Genomic DNA, 15,944 nt, shown 5'->3' on the forward strand with positions numbered 1-15,944 from the left:
TGCCTCAATAAATGGTGGTCTCGATCGGCCCCGACACGGCCGCCGCGATGTCGTCGCTGTTCAGGGCCGCGAGGTAATATTGGAAGACGCCCTGCGGAGCCGAGGCGGGCGTGACGTAGTAGAGCTGGACGTTGTCGAGCGCGCCGTCGAAGGTCGCGCTTGCGAGGAACTCCAGAGCCGTGTTGCCCCCCGTGGCAGCCGTGATCTCGAACAGCGCAAGGCCGTCCGCCGTGATCGCGTCCCCGTAGACCGTCGCGCCCCCGGTGAAGCTCGGCGTGACGGTGCCCGCCGTGACGCCGGAGACCAGCAGGACGCCGCGGTAAGCCTTCTCCGAGGCCAGAGCGATGCCCTGGGTCAAGGTGCTCGAAGACCCGGCCGTGTGCGCGGCCTCGCCTCCGGCGATGCTCCACCCGCCGCCCGCCGTCCAGTCGGAGCCGCTGTCGAAGGTGCCGTTCGACAGCAGGTTGATGCGCGTTGCATCGCCGTCGATGATCGTCGTGGTCTGGCCATTGGCGACTGTCAACGGGCTGCCCACGGCGTGCACGTCCACATCGAGCGTGTCGCCGTCCGGCACCCGGTAGACCTGCACCTTGGCGGTGTTCGCGTCGGAGACAGCCACGGCGATCTCCGCACGGCCGAGGCGCCCGGTGATGCTGATCTGCTGGACATCGAGGGCGGTGGCCAGCGGCACGTTGCCGGACCCGACCTCGTGGGTCACAGTGGCGGTGTAGGCGCTGAGGTCGCCGTCGATCGAGACAGACGCCGCGCGCAGCTCGACCACAGTGCCGTCACCGTAGCCCGACAGGTCCTCGGCCGAGCCGAAGGCGGAGACCGTCCGCACCGCCCAGGAACTGCCCCCGCTCTCCCGGTGTTCGAGCCGGATGCTCTCGATCGGCACCGTGTCGTTCGGCGCCGGGATAACCGAGACGGTGAACTTGACCGCACCGCTGCTGGTCCGGCTGGACGAGATCGCATCGAAGAGCGGCGGCTGCGGTGCCGGGAAGTCGTAGACCGCCACGCTGCCGATGATCGGATCCCAGGTGCTCGGAACATGCGCATCGGTCAGCGTGTCGATCTCCGGCGCGGCATTGGTCAGGGTCAGGCGCGCGGAGAAGTCGGCAGCCGGTTCGACGTCGAGGACGATCACGTCCTCGGTCTCCTCGTCGAAGGGACCAAAGGCGACATGGGTGCCGACGGCGGGACGCACCACGCCGTCGAGGGTCAGCACCCGACCGGAGACTGTCGCGGCATTGACCGCCGCGACCACCGCCGTGCCGACGGGATCCTCGTCGTCGTAGACCTGCCAGGTCAGGCCGTAGGAGACGCCGTCCTCGATCTCGACTTCCTCGTCGAGCGTGACATCGTCGCCGTCCACCGCCCGCACATAGGCCGCGACCTGGACGTCGCTCAGCGCGAAGTGCGAGAGCAGTGCGCGGTCACCCCGGATCAAGGCCCGGGCGGCCCCGTCCATGATGACGGTCCAGCGGTCGCGGCGCAGGTCCGCCTCGTGCATCCGCCGCACCACCTCGATCTCGATCTCGTCCGGATCGGTCTTGCCCGGCATGGACATCTCTTCGGTGAGGTCGATCGGCCCGCTGTGGCCCAGCCAGGGAATGACGCGCTCGGTCTGCTCGTAGTCGCTGGTCTCGTCGAAGAACCGGACACGGACCCCGTGCGGCGGGTCGAAGAAGGACCGCGAGCCGCTGAACTCGCGGCTGTTGCGCGGCGAGATCAGGCCCACAGGATGCTCGCGCGGCCGGTCGATGATCACACCCCACTTGACGCCGTCATGGCGGGGAGACGCGCGGCCCGCGGCGGCGATGTCCGAGATCATTTCGAGGAGGCTCTGCTGGCCGGTGTGGTTTCGGTCGTAATGCAGCCCCTTGTCTTCGCAGAAGGCATGCCAGTCCTGAAGCGCCTCCCAATCGATCTCGACCGAGGTCACCGGGAAGGCGTTGTGGTCCCCCATCAGCGCATAGGCGTAGAGCGCGGCCGGGTTGCGCGGCAGGTCTTCCGACCAGCTGCTGCCATCCCAGTCGTCAGCGTATCGCTCGACCAGGGCGTTGAGGCGATCGAGCGTGCCGTTGAGCTGGTAGCTCGACTTGATCCGCACCGCCGCCAGGGCAAGCGGCTTGTCCATGTTGATCGGGTACTCGGGGCGGATCGACTGCAGCGCGTAGAACTGGACAACCCGGGACCGCTGCGGATCGTCGTCGTCATCGATCATCCGGGTGACTTCGATCTCCCAGGTGCCGCGCGATGGCAGGTCCCAGCTGTACTGGCGGAAGAATGCGCTGCGTTTGCGTTCGCGGTAGTAGAGTGTCGTCACGCCCGACCAGGAGCCGCCGACGAGGCGCTGGCGGATGCGCACTTCCTGCTCGGTGTAGTTCACGCTGCCGTCGTTGGCGTCCATCTTGAACAGACCGCCCGGGAAGCTGAGGATCACGCTCGCCTTCGTGGCATTGCTGGCCGTGCGGCGGACCACCGGCGTCTCGACGTTCGGCCCGCTGATCACCTGTCCGGACGCATCGCGCGGCTCGGGCCGGATCAGCTCCACCCCGACCTGCTCTTCGAGCACCTGCTCTCGGGTGATGGTCACCGGCTGGTCGCTGTCCTGCCCTTCGCGCAATTCCACCGTCACGCCGTCGAAGTCGTCGATCGAGGTCTCGCCGATCCGCAGGTCGCTGATCTTCAGACGGCCATAGCCGAAGAGGAACAGCGCCCGGACATATTGTTCGTCGCCGACGATCTCGGAATAAGGCTGCGCCGCGAAAACCGGGGCCACGCGGATCTTGCCCATGGGCAGCGGCACCGGCTCGCCGGGCGTCGCCTGGTTCTGCCAGCCCGCGAGAGACCAGGTTTCCTCCGGGTCCTTCAGCTCCGAAGGCTTCTTGGGCTGCGGGATCAGGGCATTGAGCGCGGCGACGCCAAGCGAAGAGATCGCGATGACCGAGCCGTAGAACACGGCGTTGGTCACGGCGACCGAGGCTCCCAGACCGACCAGCGCATTGGTCAGGGCGCCTGCGGCCTGGATGATTGCCGTCCACCCGGCTGTAACGCGCAGGATGACCACGGTCCCACTGTGCGGCCGGACGCGGCCCCACATGGCCCGCGGGATGACTGCCGATTGATCGCCCCTCACGAGGGTCACCCGCAGATGCCCGAGCACGTCCTCGGACGCGCCGGGCATGGCCTTCTCGATGATCTCGGCCAGGGTCAGGCTGACATCGAGGTCGAAGCAGCGGCGGGCGATCTCCGGGACCGGCGCCGGGGCACTGACGACGCGCACGCTCATGTCCGGGCCTCGTGGCGGTAGATGCCAGCAAGGCGCGCCTTCCAGCGGCTGTCCAGACGGTCGATCACCGAGCTGTCGCTGCCGATGGTGTGCAGGATATGGTTGGCATCGACGGCACAGGCGACGTGGCAGGCATGGCGCCCGCGCAAGAAGACCACCAGATCGAACGTCTCGGCCGTCAGGACCCGCCGCCACGGCCCGGTAACCAGACCGCCCGCAATCACCGCCGCGTTCTCCTGCCCCTCCTGGGCACAGGCATAGTCGCCGTCGTACCCCGGCAGGACGATGCCCAGCTCCTCGGCATAGACCAGCCGGAACAGGCCCCAGCAATCGACGCCGCTGCGGTCCCGGCCATGGTCCCGCTGCGGGATCCCGACGTATTTGGTCCAGTCGGTCATCGGAACAGCCCCGGAAAGCGCTCTTTCGTAATCCGGTCGCAGGGCACGCCCTCGTCTTCGATCGGGTTGCGGGTGATGACCAGCGAGACGGACCCGGCGTCATAGGACACGTCGATCAGGCGCAGGTCGCGGAACTCCAGCTCGACCTCGTCCGGGGCCGAGGCCAGCACGACGCACAGGTGGGCGATGGCCCGCGTCGTGATCCCGCGCAGCGCGGTCACCAGCTCGGCGTTCGTGACTTCCAGCGTGATCCTGGCACCGGCCGGGGCCTGCTCCTGGTCGCCCGGCAGTTCGATGTAGGCGGAGAGCGCGAGGAACGGCTCCGTCGCGGGATCGGCGTCCAGCCAGCGGCTGCGGGTGCCGTAGAGCAGCGGCTCCGCCGAGATCCGTTCGGTCGGGTCGGTCGAGACACGGATCGGGGCAGCGAGCGAGGCATGCTCGAACTGCATCAGCACCACCTCGACCTCATCGGTGTGCTCCGCCTCCTGCTGCCTGCGGGCATTCAGGGACACCCGGCTCATGGCAGCACCGTGAGCGTGAACTGCTTGAAGAAGGTCTGCCCCTGCAGGGTCTCCACCGGCGTGCCATTGCCGAACTGGCAGAGCCACGTCGCGCTGTCGAGCAGCGGATCGTCGTTTTCATCGACCAGCGGCGTGCCGCTCTCGTCCAGGAGCTGCCAGCCGTCGTTCGTGAAATCCGGCATGTAGAAGGGCAAGGACCCATGCTTCAAGGTTACCTTGAAGAACGTGTCGAAGACCTGCCGTTGATAGCGATCCAGCGCTACCTTCAGCGCCACCGTCTCGTAGATCGAGGTCATCCGCCGGGCCAGCCGGGGCGGGCCGTTGTCGGACTGGCGCAGGCGCAGCGCGTCCGCCGCCTGGGCGGTGTAGGTGTCCCGGAATGGGCGTGGCAAGGTTGTCGGCCAGGTCTCGATCATCGCAGGGGCCTTGTCGGTCTGAGGCCGTAGCCTGATTTCAGGGCACGTTGCGCGGTGCTGCCCGGCTTCGTGAGGACCTCTCCGACGCGATCCGCCAGCTCATGGATCAGGAGCCGCGAGCCGTCGGGCCCCTCGGTCTCGCGGGTGGTCACATCGACGCCGCGCCCGGTCCTGTCGACGAACTGCTGGTTGATCGTGACGCCGGTCGCGAAGCCGCCTGTCCCGTGATAGCCGCCATTCGCAAAGCCCGGCAGCGGTGCCCCCGCGTTGATGGCTTCGAGGAGCGCGCGGTGCTTCGAGGTGGCATCGGCGTTGACGTGGAACTCGCCGGGGCTGACACGCACGAGTTCCTTGTCATCGCGGGTGCCGCCGCGCCCGTAGTGCATGCCGCCGTCCGCGAAACCGAACAGCCCACCGAGCCAACCGAAGACCCCGCCGCCCGTGGCCCAGCCACCCCCGCCGCCCCCAAGCAGAGCCATGAGCGGCCCCTCACCCAGAAGAAGCGCCTGCCAGGCCGCGTCCTCCAGAGCCCGCGCGAACCGCTCCCAGGCGCTGGCAGCGTCATCGCCACCCCGGACCAGAGCCGGAATGAGGTCCATGCCGTTGCTGCGCAGGAAATCTCCAGCCTCGGCCGCTTGCTCCTTTGCCAGCTTCTCGGCCTCGATCGAGGTGATCAGTCCTTCGACCTGCGCCCGCTCCGCCGCTGTCGCGTCCCTCAGTGCCTCGCGGTTGCGGATCATCTCTTTCTGGACCGGATCGTTCTCCTCCAGAAGGTCGAGCTGCTCCTGGTACCGTTTGATCAGCGCCTCGACCTCGTCCCGTTCCTCCCGGGTCTTGCTCTTGGCCTTGCCGCCCTTGCCGCCTTTCCCACCGCCTGCGAGGGTCCGCTGCAGCTTGGCGTATTCACGATCCGCAGCCTTCGCCTGCTCTTCCAGCGCGGCAGCCTCTTCGGCAGCCTGACGGACGTTGCTTTCCATCTGCATGAGCTTGCCGACCTGGCCGGACGCAATCATGCCGTAACCGCCGTCGTCGAGCCCGCGCTGGAAGTCATCAGCGGCGAGCGCCCCGGCCCTGCCAACCGGGTTGCCCACCGTGTCAAGCATGATCCGTGCGCGGGACGCGCTGGCAACCGAACCGGAAATACTCCCGAGCGCCGCCTTTTCAGCCGCTGCGCGGGACAGGTTCGCGGCAAGCTGGGAAGCCGCCGAAGCTGCGCCCCAGAGGCCGCTTTGCACATCGACGGATGCCAGCAACTGCGCCTCTTCGAAGGCGGCGCGCAACTCGTCCTTAAGCTCGGCCGACACGTCCAGCGTCGCGAGCATCTCTTCGAAGGCGACGCGCTCCTGATCGGCCCGCGCCTTCGTCATCTCGACGCCGTCTTCGCCATGCACTATGGCGATCCGGCGCAACTCGATCTCGTTGCGCAGGCTTTCCAGCATGTCGCCTGCTGTCGCGCGATCCTTGTCGATCTGGGAGAGGCGCTCGGCAGCTGGGATGGTCTTCTCGTATTCCGCGACGAGTTCCCGCTGCCGCTCCAGTTCCTCTTTGGCTCTGGCGACGCGCTCCTCCATGGCGGGGATTTGCGAACCCCTCGCCTTGGCAAGGCGGGCTTCCTCGATCTGAAGGTTCCGCAGCGCCTCCTGTTCAGCGTCCAGCCGTGCAAGGTGTTCCGGGTCGAGCGCCCCCTCTTCCCTCACGCGCAGCTTCAGCTTGGCGTCGTCGACTTTCTCCCTGGCGCGATCCAGACCCTCGTTGAGCTTGTCCGTCGCCTCGTCCGCCTTGGTCAGCCAGTTGAACAAGGCCGCGCCCGCCGCGATGGACCCGATCGTGATCAGGTTGATCGGGCTGAGCATGCTGAGAATTGCCGCGCCGGTCGCCTTCAGCGCCGCTTGCGCACCCATGGGTCCAAAGACCTGAGTGATCTGCGTACCTTGCTGCAGGGCGAGCTGCAGCGGGTTCTGACCCGCCGCCAGCATGACGCCAATGTCGTTGAACTGCGATGTCAGGTTTCCGACTGAGCCAGCCGCGAGGGTATACTCGTTGCGGGCAGCGCGGGCATCGACACCCGTTCTGCGGATCCCGGCACCGACGCTGTCCGACCGCGCCTTCAGCTTCTCGAACCCGTCGATTGCGAGGTTCACGTTGACGCTGACGCCCTTGAGCTCCCGCCCAAGCTGCTCGAACTCTTCGGTCGCCTGGTCCGCTTCGCGCCCGACCCCGTCCGTCACAGTCGTCAGTTTGTCGAGTGCCGCGCCGGTGCCCTGGCTGTCGGTCCTGACGTCCTTCAGCCCCTTGTCGAGACGCTGCAGCTCCTCGGTTGTCGCGCGCACCTCGGCCTTGGCCTGTTTGCCATCCGCCGTGAGCTCCGCGTGAAACCGCAAGGTCATGTCAGTCCCCGTTCAAGGCCGCTTTGGCCCCCTGTTCAATGAGCCGCACCTCGGCCCAGAGCTCCGGTGTCATGGCGAACCCGGCGAGGCGCAGGCCCGCCTCTGCCGCCGTGTAATCCAGCCCCAGCCAACGCGGAGGTGCGCCGAACTGAGGCAAGGTGCGCCACTGACTGCCGATCGCGAGGTAGGCCTCCACTGCCGGGATATGCTCGGCCCAGAGCCCGTCCTGTTCGTCCACCGGCCCCAGCATCTCTCGCGGGATGCCCCAGAAGGCCGCGTCCTGGTCCAGTTCGTCGGCCGGGCGGGTCTCCTGCCACAGGCGCCCCGTGACTATCGCCCGCCCGGCCCATGTCAGTTTCCCGTGCGGGCACCGATCACGCCGAGGCGGTACTCCACCAGCAGCGGCTTGCGCAGGTCGGCCGCGCCGAGGACGAAGTCGAGTGCGGCCTCGAAAGGCAGCGGCTTGTCCTCGTCATCGATGATGTCGCCAAGGCCTTTCACGACGTCCCGCAGGAAGGCCTTCTCGCCAGCCAGCGAGGTGAAGTCGTGGCCATCGACCTCGTCATCGGATAGCGCCTTGAAGGTCGCTTCGAAGGTGGAGCCATCGGCAGCGGTGCAGGTCCGAGTGAAGGTGCGAGTTTTGGAGATCTTCAGGGGCATGGGAGAGGTCCTTGATCAGGTGAAGACGATGGTGAACTGGTCGTTGCCGGTGTCCGGCAGCGGCTTGAAGCTCAGCGGCCATTCCATGATGCCCTGCGCCTCGGTCGGCGCGCCGGGGCGCATGATCTTGGCCTTGGGCACATTGAGCGTGACGATCCGCCCCGCCACCGCCTCGTGCTGCAGGACGATCGGCACATCGCTGCCCGCCGCGGCGAGGGTATAGGGGTTGAGGACCGAGAGCGCCGTCGCCTCGATCTGCGTCTCGACCATCTCGGCGCGATCGACGATGACGATCTCCTCAACGCCCACCAGGAAGCGGGTCTGCAGATCGTTGCCGAGCGCCAGCTTGAAGCTGCGCATGACGTGATCGTCGCCGTCGATCGTGAACACAGGCGTATTGGCGTTGGAGACCACCTTCGGGTCCAGCCAGTTCGAAATATCGGGCGACGTGATGGTCGCATCGCTCGGCGCGACCCAAAGGCCGGTGAACCGGCACATCAGCACCGGGATCCCGCTGGCATTGGCGACGATGTCCATGTCGCCCCGGGCGCCGACGGTCTGGAACAGGACGCCGTCGATCTCCAGCTGGATCGTCGCGCTCTCGAAGCCGGAGCTGATCGGGTTGTAGGTTACCGAGGTGCTGGCGACGATGGTCTGGGCCAGCCCCATGGCCCGCAGCACCGGGCCGCATTCCGGCGCGGTCCCTGCAGCACCCGAGCCGACAAGGGGAAGCTCGAAGCTCAGCGTCGCATGCTGATCGGCCACGACGGTGCCCTGATTGCCAAGCCAGGGCGTCTCGTGCCCGAGCTCCACGTCCTGACCTTCCATCGGGTTCCAGGAGACGTTCATCGCCCGGACCGCGTTGGCCGCGCCAGTCGGCGTGGCGTTGGTGCCGTATGCACTCTCGATCTTGAAGGTCACGACCTTCTTGCGCCAGAACTTGGCCATGGATCAGCCCTCCTTCTTCTTGGCGGGGGCCTTGGGGGCGGGTTTCGCCTTCTCGGCCGGTTTGGTCGGAGCCTGCACTTGCTTCAGCTCGCCCTTGTCGTCGCGGGTCCAGGACCCGCCACCTTGCGGAAGTACCGGTTTGGTCATGTCGTGATCCTCAGCTGATCGTTGATCCGGAAGTCGGAGATGAAGGCCAGAACGCCGCGCTCACCGGGTATCGGGCGTTCGGCCTGAAGCTCGAAAAGCCCGACGGTGTCGCCGTGGCTCCAGCCACAGATTGCGGTCCGGATGTCCCCCAGGAACCCGTCGATCCGTCCCAGAGCGCGCTGGCCGGTCGCATCGGTCGACTGCAGCATCGTGACCACCGAAACGCCCTGGCGGATATTCTGGATGAAAAGACCGGTGCCCATGGTCTCGACCGGCAGGCCAGACACGCCGGACGGCAGCACGAAACAGGTCACCCCTGCGGTGGGCGCTGCGCCGCTCTCGCGCAGCCTGGCGAAGTCCAGCGCCAGCCCGACGCGCCCGAAGAGTTCCGGAACCTGCGTCTCCAGCCGTGTCTTGACCGCCTCCAGCATCAGACGAACCCGCCCATATCGGACTTGATCCCGGCAACGATGCCTTCCGCCAGCTGCGCCCCACCGCCACCGGAGGTCTCGGGCGTCACGCCGTCCGCGTCGAGCTGGACGATGCCCTTGCCGATGTCCTTCAACGTGGCGATGGCGCCCTCATAGTCCCGCACAATCTTCGAAGACGGCTCGAAGACATGCAGGTTGTAGATCGCGATCCGCCGCGACAGGACGCCGATCGGATCGGGAACCCCGTCCAGCGGCAGCGTGTAGCGGGTCTTGATGTAGCCATCGATCATGGCGTCGGCATCGGCGATCGCCTGGGTGACCACATCTGCGTCGATCACGCCACTGGCCAGCTCACCCCGGTCGGTCAGGTTGACCAGCAGGGCGGTGCCGTAGTGCTTTTCGAGATCGGCTTGGGTGCTGTAGGCCATGATCGGCTCCGGGTGGGATTAAGGCCCCGGCAGCGCCCATGTCCGCCGCCGGGGAAGTGGCCACGCCCGCGGTGATGGAAGGCGCGGCGGCAGTATCAGGTTTCGGGCGGGAGGAACTCGACCTGGAGGACAGGGTCACCCTCGATCATCTCGCGCTGGCCCGCTTCGAGTTCGGAGACCAGGACAACCACCGGCTCCTTCGTGAAGTGCCGTCCGGCCCGCCAGCGGCCCTTCTTTGGACCGATCACGATCAGAGCGCCCTCTGCGCCCGGTTCGGGCTGGTCGGAGAGGGCGACCTGCGCCGCCCCCTCCTGGTGCTGGTCGCTCTGCGCGACCGTCTCGGGCGGGTTATCCCCCTGAGCGTCCGGCTTTTCAGCCGAGCGCTGTGCCTCCCCTGCGGCTTTCACCGCGTCGCCGAGATCCTTGCTGGTGGTCTCGTCATCGAAGACGAGGCCGAGCCCGGTTGCCTTGGCCTCCAGCGCCTGGCGGGACTTGCTCTTCCCGGCCATGGCTTAGGCCAGCCACGGCACGACGAGCAGCTCGGCCGTGCCTTTCCACTCGTTGGTCTCGCCGCCGCTGGCGTACTCGCTGTTGAGCAGCTTGCGACCTGCACTTTCGAGGCTCGGCGGAACGACCAGAAGGTTCGGCATCAGGCCCAGCGGACGGCCATAGTCGCCCTTCATGCCGGTCAGCGCGGCGCGCGCGGTGGCGTAGTTGGCGGCGTTCAGCGTCTGCTTGGAGCCCCAAGCCATCTGCCAGAAACCGAAGCCCGCATTCATCCGGGCATCGGTGCCGTAGACGAACTCGTTCTTGTCGAAGACGTTGTCGTCGGTCAGCTTGTCCTTGGCGACGAAGACGAAGTCCTTGCGCTTCTGCAGGATCAGCGGCTTCAACGCCCGGGAGGTGTCCATGAGGAACCACGGGGTTCCGGACCCACCATCGGTGTTGGCGACGGTGATCTCGTCGCCATCCGCGTCCAGCACCGGGTGATCGGTGTCGAAGAAATACTGGCCGTCGTAGCACTCGGTTGCGAAGCCCAGCTTCAACAGCCCGAAGATCAGCGTGTCGGGATAGCTGCCCGAGGAGCGGCCCATTTCGGTGAACATCGGGCCATAAATACCGAGGTTGTCGGTCTCGACGTCGTCCTTGTCCACGGCCACGGTCAGTTCGAGCTTCTTCTCCTTGATCGCATAGTCGTGCTGCTGCAGGTTCTGCACCGCGCGATCACCGACCCACTCGCGCACGTTCGGCATCTTGCCGAGCCAGCCGTACTTCTGCTCCTTCTGCGTCGAGCGCACTTCGGTCGCGACGCGGGGCCACTGGCTTGCCGCCTGGTCGAGCCCACCCTGGAACGCCGCGGAGTAGCCGACGCGCAGGTCATTGAGGTTTGCTGCGTTCACAAGCATCTGTCAGCCTCCTTACGATGCGTTGGTGAGGGCTTCGTCGAAACGAACCCAGACATTGCCCTGGGCGTCGACGTAATCGACGATCCCGGCGGGCGAGCGGGTGGACGAGCCGTTGGTCTTCGCCACGGTCTGGTCATCGACCGCGTAGCAGACGTTGCCAATGTCGGCCTTGGTGATCAGGTCACCGGATGCCGAGTTGGCGTAGGCAAAGACACCCATCCGGTAATCACAGGTCAGATCACCTGCCGATCCCGCCGAGTTGTCGACCCGCTCTTCGGCACGACCGACACCGACGAGCCCGGTGGCGGTCTGGCCCTCGATCAGGTTGCCGGAGCTGTCGCGCATGACGATCGCCCCGGCATAGATCAGGGTCGCGGCGGCGACGTCGCCCCGGCGCAGCCCGTCTTCGAAACGAGCCGTATTACGGTCTTTGGTCAGTGCAGCCATCGCTTACACCTCCTCTGCCTTGGCTTCGGCCTGCAGCCGCGCCAGATAGGTTTCTTCGGAGACGCCCATGGCCTGGGCGATCCCCTTCTGAGTGGCACTGAGCGCGCTGATTTCAGTCGCGGGCGGCGCAGCGCGGGCGGCGAGTTCCGCCTTGCCGAGCTTGGGGAACGACTTTGCCAGACCATCGGCCCGTGCCGCGTCCTGGGCATGCAAATCGCGCAGCGTGTCGTGCTGGGTCGAGGGGATGCCGTAGCCCGCCTGAAGCATGGACTGCAGCCAGGCTTCGGACGCCGCAGCCTTGCCGTCGGTTTCCAGCTGCTCGACACGGGCCTGCAGCGCGACCACTTGATCGGTCTTGGCCTGCAGAGCGGCGACCATCGTCACCAGCTCGGCCTGACCTGCGCCATCCTGCGCACCCAGCGCCGTGGCCACCGCTTGCAGGGCGGCTGTGGCTTCACTGTCGCCGCCGCCCTTCATCTTCTTGATCGCTGCCTTGACGTCGTCAGCGGACGCGCCAGACGGCAGGCCGAGCATCTCGGCCAGTTCTGCGAGGATATCCATCCCGTCAGTCTCCTTTGCGGAAAATACAACCAGGCGACGCTCCGCCGGGTCATTGGTCAGCGCGACGTTCTTGATCGCGACGATTTCCTTGGTGTCCTTGTTGTGGAACAGCACCGGGGACACGCCCCAGTAACGCCGGTCAGCCATGAGGGCCTGCCCGGAGGCGTTCCAGTCGACCTTGCCCCAGATCCCGTCCTCGCGCTCGACCATCTCAAGGATGTAGCCCTGCGCCTCGGAAGCGAGCCCGGCCTTCGCGGCCGTCTCGGTCGCGTGGTTCACATCGATGTGGATGCGCGGGGAGAAGGCGAAGCTGGCCTCGATCACCTTGGCCGCATCGCGGTAGGTGAAACCGCCGCGCCCGTCATAGGCCACGGCACCGCCCTTCGGGACAAGGCGGATCCACTCGGGTACCGCGCCAACGGCGGCATCCGGCAGAGCAACGGCGCTGAGCGCAACGGTGTTGAGCGAGTTGTTCATGGGGGCAAAATGCCCCCGGAAAACCCCTTAAAACGGAGCGGAGGTTGTCAAACCCTCAAACCCCGGCAGCATCCGCCAGGAAGTCCTCGACAATCTCCAGAATGGCCGTCTCGTCGTCCGGCCCGATGCCGAGGAATGGCCGTGGCGGAATATCGCCCCAGGGGATCGTCATGAAAAAGTCGCGGCCCTTGGTGTTCTTGCCGATCCGCGCGCCGAACTCACCCTGTTTCGCGCCGAGTTGCATCACGGCGGCGTAGATCATGTTCGATCCCCAGAGCACGCCGTCGCCAGTCGCCTCGTAACTGATCGTCGTCGAAAGAGACTTGCTCTCGCCAATCAGGGGACCACCCGAGGGCACGAACGGCGGTTTGCGGCGTGCGTAGGCATCCAGCGTCGTCTGGCTGCGGGGCGCCCAGACGGTGCCGTCCGGACCGCTGCCCTCGCGAAAGTTCTCCAGGCTGGAGTTGACCATCTCCTCGCCGATGTCATGAAAGAGCGGCATGAGATCGTCGTAGGCTGCGGCAAGACCCGCAAGAGCCGTTGTGATGCTGTCCGTGGTGACCTTGACCGCGAGGTAATCGCTCATCCGGTGCCCCCCGGGATCGGCGGGACGGCTGGACCGTCTCCGGCTATGAGATCAGCGGCCCAGCGCGCCAGAGCTTCCCCAAGCAAATCAGGCAGGACCTCTGATTTCTGCTGAGCGATCCGGTTGATGTCCTGGACGACGCTCGCCCCAGGCGCATAGCCCCAGCCTCGATCGATCCCTCCGGGCTCGCCCGTCTTTCCGTCCAGATCCCGCCAATCGGGCGGCAGCTTCAGATCGGCCTTGCCGCCGCGGCGGATTGCCGAGCGCATCGAGCGTGCCCCGACCACGTAGCAGCTGCAGCCCCAGCCATTCGGCGGGAAGTGCGTCGCCCAGAACGGATGATCCGGTTCGAGGATCAGACCATCCCAGCCCAGGTGCTCGATCCTCGGCTCGACCGATCCGCCGTGCCGGTACACCCAGTATTTGAAGTTCCCGGCAACGAGCTGGGCATGACGACCGGCCATGTAGGTGGTCCGCATGTTGGTGCGGTAGATCACCCGGGTCCGCCACGCCTGTCCGGCCGAGCTGGTCTCGCCGGTCCAGCCGTGCCAGCCGCGCTCCTCGACGATCTTGCGGAAGTCGCGGCGGAACTCGTCCAGCGACTGCCCCCCGACGATGAACTTGTCGATTGCCTCGGCAAGATCATTCAGCAGGTCTGCCTTCATCGCACCGGCGACCATTAGACCGCGATCGTGCTGCCCCTTCCAGATGTCATCCCAGCGCGCCGTCGGGATCAGGTTTCCCATGCGCAACCGCCAGGCGGCGATCTGCTCGGCGAAGGGACGGCGGAAGGTAAGCGCCAGCTCGTCAGCCATCACTTTCTTCCTTCACCACCGTCCGGCCCCCGGCATGCGCCGCCATCATCCCCGTTGCGATGATCCGGGCGAGACCATCGACGGGGATGTCATCGAAGCCCGCGACCAGCATCTCGCGCAGCTCTTCCAGCGATCCCGCCGACGCGGTCATCGCCTCGATCCGCGTGATCATCGCTGCCACTTCCGGAGCGGCCTTCTCGCCCAGTTGATCCGCCGCTTCGGAAAGAGCCGCAGAAATCGCCGCTGAGGGGCCTTCGGCTGCCAAGGCGGCAACTGTCCCCGGATCGCCGGGAAGGGTATTGAAAGGGGGTTTAACGGCGCTCCCAGAGCCATTCCCGTCCGTTCGCCCGCTTACCGGCTGCATCGGAGCGCCGGACGGACCGCTCGGACGCAGGATTGCCTCCCCTGCCTTCGGGGCGCTGAGGTTGAACTTGCGGTGCAACTCAGCGATCGAAACCGGCAATCCGCGATCGACGAGCGGGCTGATGGCGTCGGCGAAGGCTTTGAGGTCCTCGGCCTCCGGACGGGCGATCTTGATCCGGGGCATGCGCGGGTGCCCCGGATAGTTCAGGTGCATGAACGGCGCGACCAGGTCGCGGTTGATCGAGGCCGTGAGGGCCTTCGCGTCTGCCCGCTCGATGTCCTCCTGGACGAGGCGGTGCTCGGCGCCCGATCCCAATCCGCCTGTTACGGCGTCCGTGGTCGCGGTCTGGCCAAGGGTCGCCTTGGAGATCTGCTTGTCGAGATACTCGCAGCGATCCTTGTAGAGATCGCCCGAGGCCGAGATGCTGCCCGTCTGGACGAACTCGATCGTCATGCCCTCCGGGATGATCGCCGCGCAGTCCCCCGCGATATTGGCGACCGCACGCATCAGCGTTGCCCGGTCCGCCTCACTGGCACCCGGGCCGAACTTGCCGAGGCGCAGCGGCTGGCCATAGGTCTGGGTGAAGATCGCCCAGTCCCGCTCCGAGAACTTCTTGAAGAGGTACGCCCACATGATCGTCCGGCTGAGACCCGACCGTGGCGTGATCCCGGACTTGGCCTTGATGCGCGGATGAATGAACTTGAAGGCCGGAAGCGCGACCTCTTCGCCGCTCTCGCCGATCAACACCGGCGTCGTCAGATCGCGGCGATCGAAGCGGAACCAGCGCGGGTCGCGGTACTCCAGTTTTCCGGGCCACCACTGGCCCATGGACTGCTCCCACATGATCTCCGTGAAGCTGTAGCCCTTCCCGATCGCGTCCAGCATGTCGAAGAGCTCGTCTTCGAGCTCGTCACGGCGCAGCCAGGTCTCCAGTTCCTTCGCCGCCTTCTTGTCGGTCTCATCATCGCTCGCAGCTTCCACCGTGACGTCGAGCTGGCTGACGGAACGACGCCGGGTGCCGAGTACCCCGAGATAGTGCGGATCGCGCTCCTCGATGACCTCGGCGAGCTCAAGTTGCCGGATCGGATCGCCCGCCTCGGCCTCGCGCAGGATCATCGCCAGGCGGCGCGGATCGAGATTGTCGCCGGGATGCCCGGCAAGCGGCGAGCGCACGCCGGAGATCGTCGGCGCGGCCCACTCCGTCGTCAGCTCGCGGGTCCGCATGGGGCGTCCGAATTGGTCGAGGACCGGCATAAGGTGCTCCTTCAGCTCGTGATGTGGCGGACGGCGCGCATCACGGCGTCCTCGATGTGGGTGATCGCGAGGGACAAGTTCCGGGATCCGGCTCGTTCGCCGTCCGGATCGGTTCCGCCGATCTCGTGGCAGAGGTCGATGAACATGTCGCCGAGCTCCTTCACGCCGTCGACCTGCGCCTTTTCCATCTCGTTCGGAACCCGGTAATTCTGGCGGGCGCTGTTGTTCACCGTCCCGGCGTCGGATGAACTGGGCACCTCCCGCGCTTCAGAGAGCACCTGGGCGGCGGTCGCCATCATCGCCTCCGGCGTGACGCCTCTTTCGATTGCCAACGCCTCAATCGCGCCAGCCAGACGGCGACGGACGTCTTCCTGAAAATCGGCTGCCTTGTCTGCCATGTCTT

Annotated in this window: 19 protein-coding genes; all 19 read right to left on the minus strand. The window is 66.4% G+C overall.

Going from position 1 to position 15,944, the window contains the following annotated elements:
* Positions 1–4: 4 nt before the first annotated feature.
* The 19 genes from gpJ to ACP159_RS08010 all read right to left on the minus strand — a co-directional run bounded on the left by gpJ (position 5) and on the right by ACP159_RS08010 (position 15,939).
* Entirely contained in the window at positions 5–3,295 is a 3,291-nt protein-coding gene (gene gpJ, locus ACP159_RS07920; protein WP_425099128.1) for a TipJ family phage tail tip protein, read from the minus strand.
* Positions 3,292–3,693, minus strand: coding sequence for an NlpC/P60 family protein (locus ACP159_RS07925; protein ID WP_425099129.1), 402 nt, complete (start codon positions 3,691–3,693; stop codon positions 3,292–3,294). The genes gpJ and ACP159_RS07925 overlap by 4 nt, the downstream gene beginning before the upstream one ends.
* Positions 3,690–4,214 (minus strand): hypothetical protein, encoded by a 525-nt coding sequence (locus ACP159_RS07930; protein WP_425099130.1) that lies wholly within the window; start codon positions 4,212–4,214, stop codon positions 3,690–3,692. Before ACP159_RS07930 ends, ACP159_RS07925 begins: the two co-directional genes overlap by 4 nt.
* Positions 4,211–4,630, minus strand: coding sequence for a hypothetical protein (locus ACP159_RS07935; protein ID WP_425099131.1), 420 nt, complete (start codon positions 4,628–4,630; stop codon positions 4,211–4,213). The genes ACP159_RS07930 and ACP159_RS07935 overlap by 4 nt, the downstream gene beginning before the upstream one ends.
* Complete coding sequence (locus ACP159_RS07940; RefSeq protein ID WP_425099132.1) at positions 4,627–7,017, minus strand: phage tail length tape measure family protein; 2,391 nt, start codon at positions 7,015–7,017, stop codon at positions 4,627–4,629. The genes ACP159_RS07935 and ACP159_RS07940 overlap by 4 nt, the downstream gene beginning before the upstream one ends.
* Position 7,018: 1 nt before the next feature.
* On the minus strand, positions 7,019–7,267 hold the full coding sequence (locus ACP159_RS07945; protein WP_425099133.1) for a DUF1799 domain-containing protein: 249 nt from the start codon (positions 7,265–7,267) through the stop codon (positions 7,019–7,021).
* 101 nt (positions 7,268–7,368) lie between these two features.
* A complete protein-coding gene (locus ACP159_RS07950) occupies positions 7,369–7,677 on the minus strand; it encodes a hypothetical protein (protein WP_425099134.1) in 309 nt (102 codons plus the stop codon).
* A gap of 15 nt (positions 7,678–7,692) precedes the next feature.
* Complete coding sequence (locus tag ACP159_RS07955; protein WP_425099135.1) at positions 7,693–8,625, minus strand: phage tail tube protein; 933 nt, start codon at positions 8,623–8,625, stop codon at positions 7,693–7,695.
* 3 nt (positions 8,626–8,628) lie between these two features.
* Complete coding sequence (locus ACP159_RS07960; RefSeq protein ID WP_425099136.1) at positions 8,629–8,772, minus strand: hypothetical protein; 144 nt, start codon at positions 8,770–8,772, stop codon at positions 8,629–8,631.
* Positions 8,769–9,203, minus strand: a complete 435-nt coding sequence (locus ACP159_RS07965) for a phage tail terminator protein (protein ID WP_425099137.1) — start codon at positions 9,201–9,203, stop codon at positions 8,769–8,771. The genes ACP159_RS07960 and ACP159_RS07965 overlap by 4 nt, the downstream gene beginning before the upstream one ends.
* Positions 9,203–9,631, minus strand: a complete 429-nt coding sequence (locus ACP159_RS07970) for a gp436 family protein (protein ID WP_425099138.1) — start codon at positions 9,629–9,631, stop codon at positions 9,203–9,205. Before ACP159_RS07970 ends, ACP159_RS07965 begins: the two co-directional genes overlap by 1 nt.
* A 95-nt stretch (positions 9,632–9,726) precedes the next feature.
* Positions 9,727–10,140 (minus strand): hypothetical protein, encoded by a 414-nt coding sequence (locus tag ACP159_RS07975; RefSeq protein ID WP_425099139.1) that lies wholly within the window; start codon positions 10,138–10,140, stop codon positions 9,727–9,729.
* Between the two features lie 3 nt (positions 10,141–10,143).
* A complete protein-coding gene (locus tag ACP159_RS07980; RefSeq protein ID WP_425099140.1) occupies positions 10,144–11,037 on the minus strand; it encodes a Mu-like prophage major head subunit gpT family protein in 894 nt (297 codons plus the stop codon).
* A 12-nt stretch (positions 11,038–11,049) separates the two neighbouring features.
* Positions 11,050–11,484, minus strand: coding sequence for a hypothetical protein (locus ACP159_RS07985; protein ID WP_425099141.1), 435 nt, complete (start codon positions 11,482–11,484; stop codon positions 11,050–11,052).
* Positions 11,485–11,487: 3 nt separating this feature from the next.
* On the minus strand, positions 11,488–12,522 hold the full coding sequence (locus tag ACP159_RS07990) for a phage protease (protein WP_425099142.1): 1,035 nt from the start codon (positions 12,520–12,522) through the stop codon (positions 11,488–11,490).
* A gap of 55 nt (positions 12,523–12,577) precedes the next feature.
* Positions 12,578–13,108, minus strand: a complete 531-nt coding sequence (locus ACP159_RS07995) for a phage virion morphogenesis protein (RefSeq protein ID WP_425099143.1) — start codon at positions 13,106–13,108, stop codon at positions 12,578–12,580.
* Positions 13,105–13,923, minus strand: a complete 819-nt coding sequence (locus ACP159_RS08000; RefSeq protein ID WP_425099144.1) for a phage minor head protein — start codon at positions 13,921–13,923, stop codon at positions 13,105–13,107. Before ACP159_RS08000 ends, ACP159_RS07995 begins: the two co-directional genes overlap by 4 nt.
* On the minus strand, positions 13,916–15,541 hold the full coding sequence (locus tag ACP159_RS08005; RefSeq protein WP_425099145.1) for a DUF935 domain-containing protein: 1,626 nt from the start codon (positions 15,539–15,541) through the stop codon (positions 13,916–13,918). The genes ACP159_RS08000 and ACP159_RS08005 overlap by 8 nt, the downstream gene beginning before the upstream one ends.
* Before the next feature lie 11 nt (positions 15,542–15,552).
* A complete protein-coding gene (locus tag ACP159_RS08010) occupies positions 15,553–15,939 on the minus strand; it encodes a DUF7681 family protein (protein ID WP_425099146.1) in 387 nt (128 codons plus the stop codon).
* Between the last annotated feature and the right edge of the window lie 5 nt (positions 15,940–15,944).

Source organism: Tropicibacter sp. S64, assembly GCF_049803835.1.
Lineage (GTDB): Bacteria > Pseudomonadota > Alphaproteobacteria > Rhodobacterales > Rhodobacteraceae > Pacificoceanicola.

Bases quoted from the DNA above. Each gene is read 5' to 3' on its own strand.
- ACP159_RS07960 (WP_425099136.1), bottom strand. From the start codon at position 8,772: ATGACCAAACCGGTACTTCCGCAAGGTGGCGGGTCCTGGACCCGCGAC.
- ACP159_RS07990 (WP_425099142.1), bottom strand. From the start codon at position 12,522: ATGAACAACTCGCTCAACACCGTTGCGCTCAGCGCCGTTGCTCTGCCG.
- gpJ (WP_425099128.1), bottom strand. From the start codon at position 3,295: ATGAGCGTGCGCGTCGTCAGTGCCCCGGCGCCGGTCCCGGAGATCGCC.
- ACP159_RS07950 (WP_425099134.1), bottom strand. From the start codon at position 7,677: ATGCCCCTGAAGATCTCCAAAACTCGCACCTTCACTCGGACCTGCACC.
- ACP159_RS07965 (WP_425099137.1), bottom strand. From the start codon at position 9,203: ATGCTGGAGGCGGTCAAGACACGGCTGGAGACGCAGGTTCCGGAACTC.
- ACP159_RS07935 (WP_425099131.1), bottom strand. From the start codon at position 4,630: ATGATCGAGACCTGGCCGACAACCTTGCCACGCCCATTCCGGGACACC.
- ACP159_RS08000 (WP_425099144.1), bottom strand. From the start codon at position 13,923: ATGGCTGACGAGCTGGCGCTTACCTTCCGCCGTCCCTTCGCCGAGCAG.
- ACP159_RS08005 (WP_425099145.1), bottom strand. From the start codon at position 15,541: ATGCCGGTCCTCGACCAATTCGGACGCCCCATGCGGACCCGCGAGCTG.
- ACP159_RS07995 (WP_425099143.1), bottom strand. From the start codon at position 13,108: ATGAGCGATTACCTCGCGGTCAAGGTCACCACGGACAGCATCACAACG.
- ACP159_RS07975 (WP_425099139.1), bottom strand. From the start codon at position 10,140: ATGGCCGGGAAGAGCAAGTCCCGCCAGGCGCTGGAGGCCAAGGCAACC.
- ACP159_RS07940 (WP_425099132.1), bottom strand. From the start codon at position 7,017: ATGACCTTGCGGTTTCACGCGGAGCTCACGGCGGATGGCAAACAGGCC.
- ACP159_RS07955 (WP_425099135.1), bottom strand. From the start codon at position 8,625: ATGGCCAAGTTCTGGCGCAAGAAGGTCGTGACCTTCAAGATCGAGAGT.
- ACP159_RS07945 (WP_425099133.1), bottom strand. From the start codon at position 7,267: ATGCTGGGGCCGGTGGACGAACAGGACGGGCTCTGGGCCGAGCATATC.
- ACP159_RS08010 (WP_425099146.1), bottom strand. From the start codon at position 15,939: ATGGCAGACAAGGCAGCCGATTTTCAGGAAGACGTCCGTCGCCGTCTG.
- ACP159_RS07980 (WP_425099140.1), bottom strand. From the start codon at position 11,037: ATGCTTGTGAACGCAGCAAACCTCAATGACCTGCGCGTCGGCTACTCC.
- ACP159_RS07985 (WP_425099141.1), bottom strand. From the start codon at position 11,484: ATGGCTGCACTGACCAAAGACCGTAATACGGCTCGTTTCGAAGACGGG.
- ACP159_RS07925 (WP_425099129.1), bottom strand. From the start codon at position 3,693: ATGACCGACTGGACCAAATACGTCGGGATCCCGCAGCGGGACCATGGC.
- ACP159_RS07930 (WP_425099130.1), bottom strand. From the start codon at position 4,214: ATGAGCCGGGTGTCCCTGAATGCCCGCAGGCAGCAGGAGGCGGAGCAC.
- ACP159_RS07970 (WP_425099138.1), bottom strand. From the start codon at position 9,631: ATGGCCTACAGCACCCAAGCCGATCTCGAAAAGCACTACGGCACCGCC.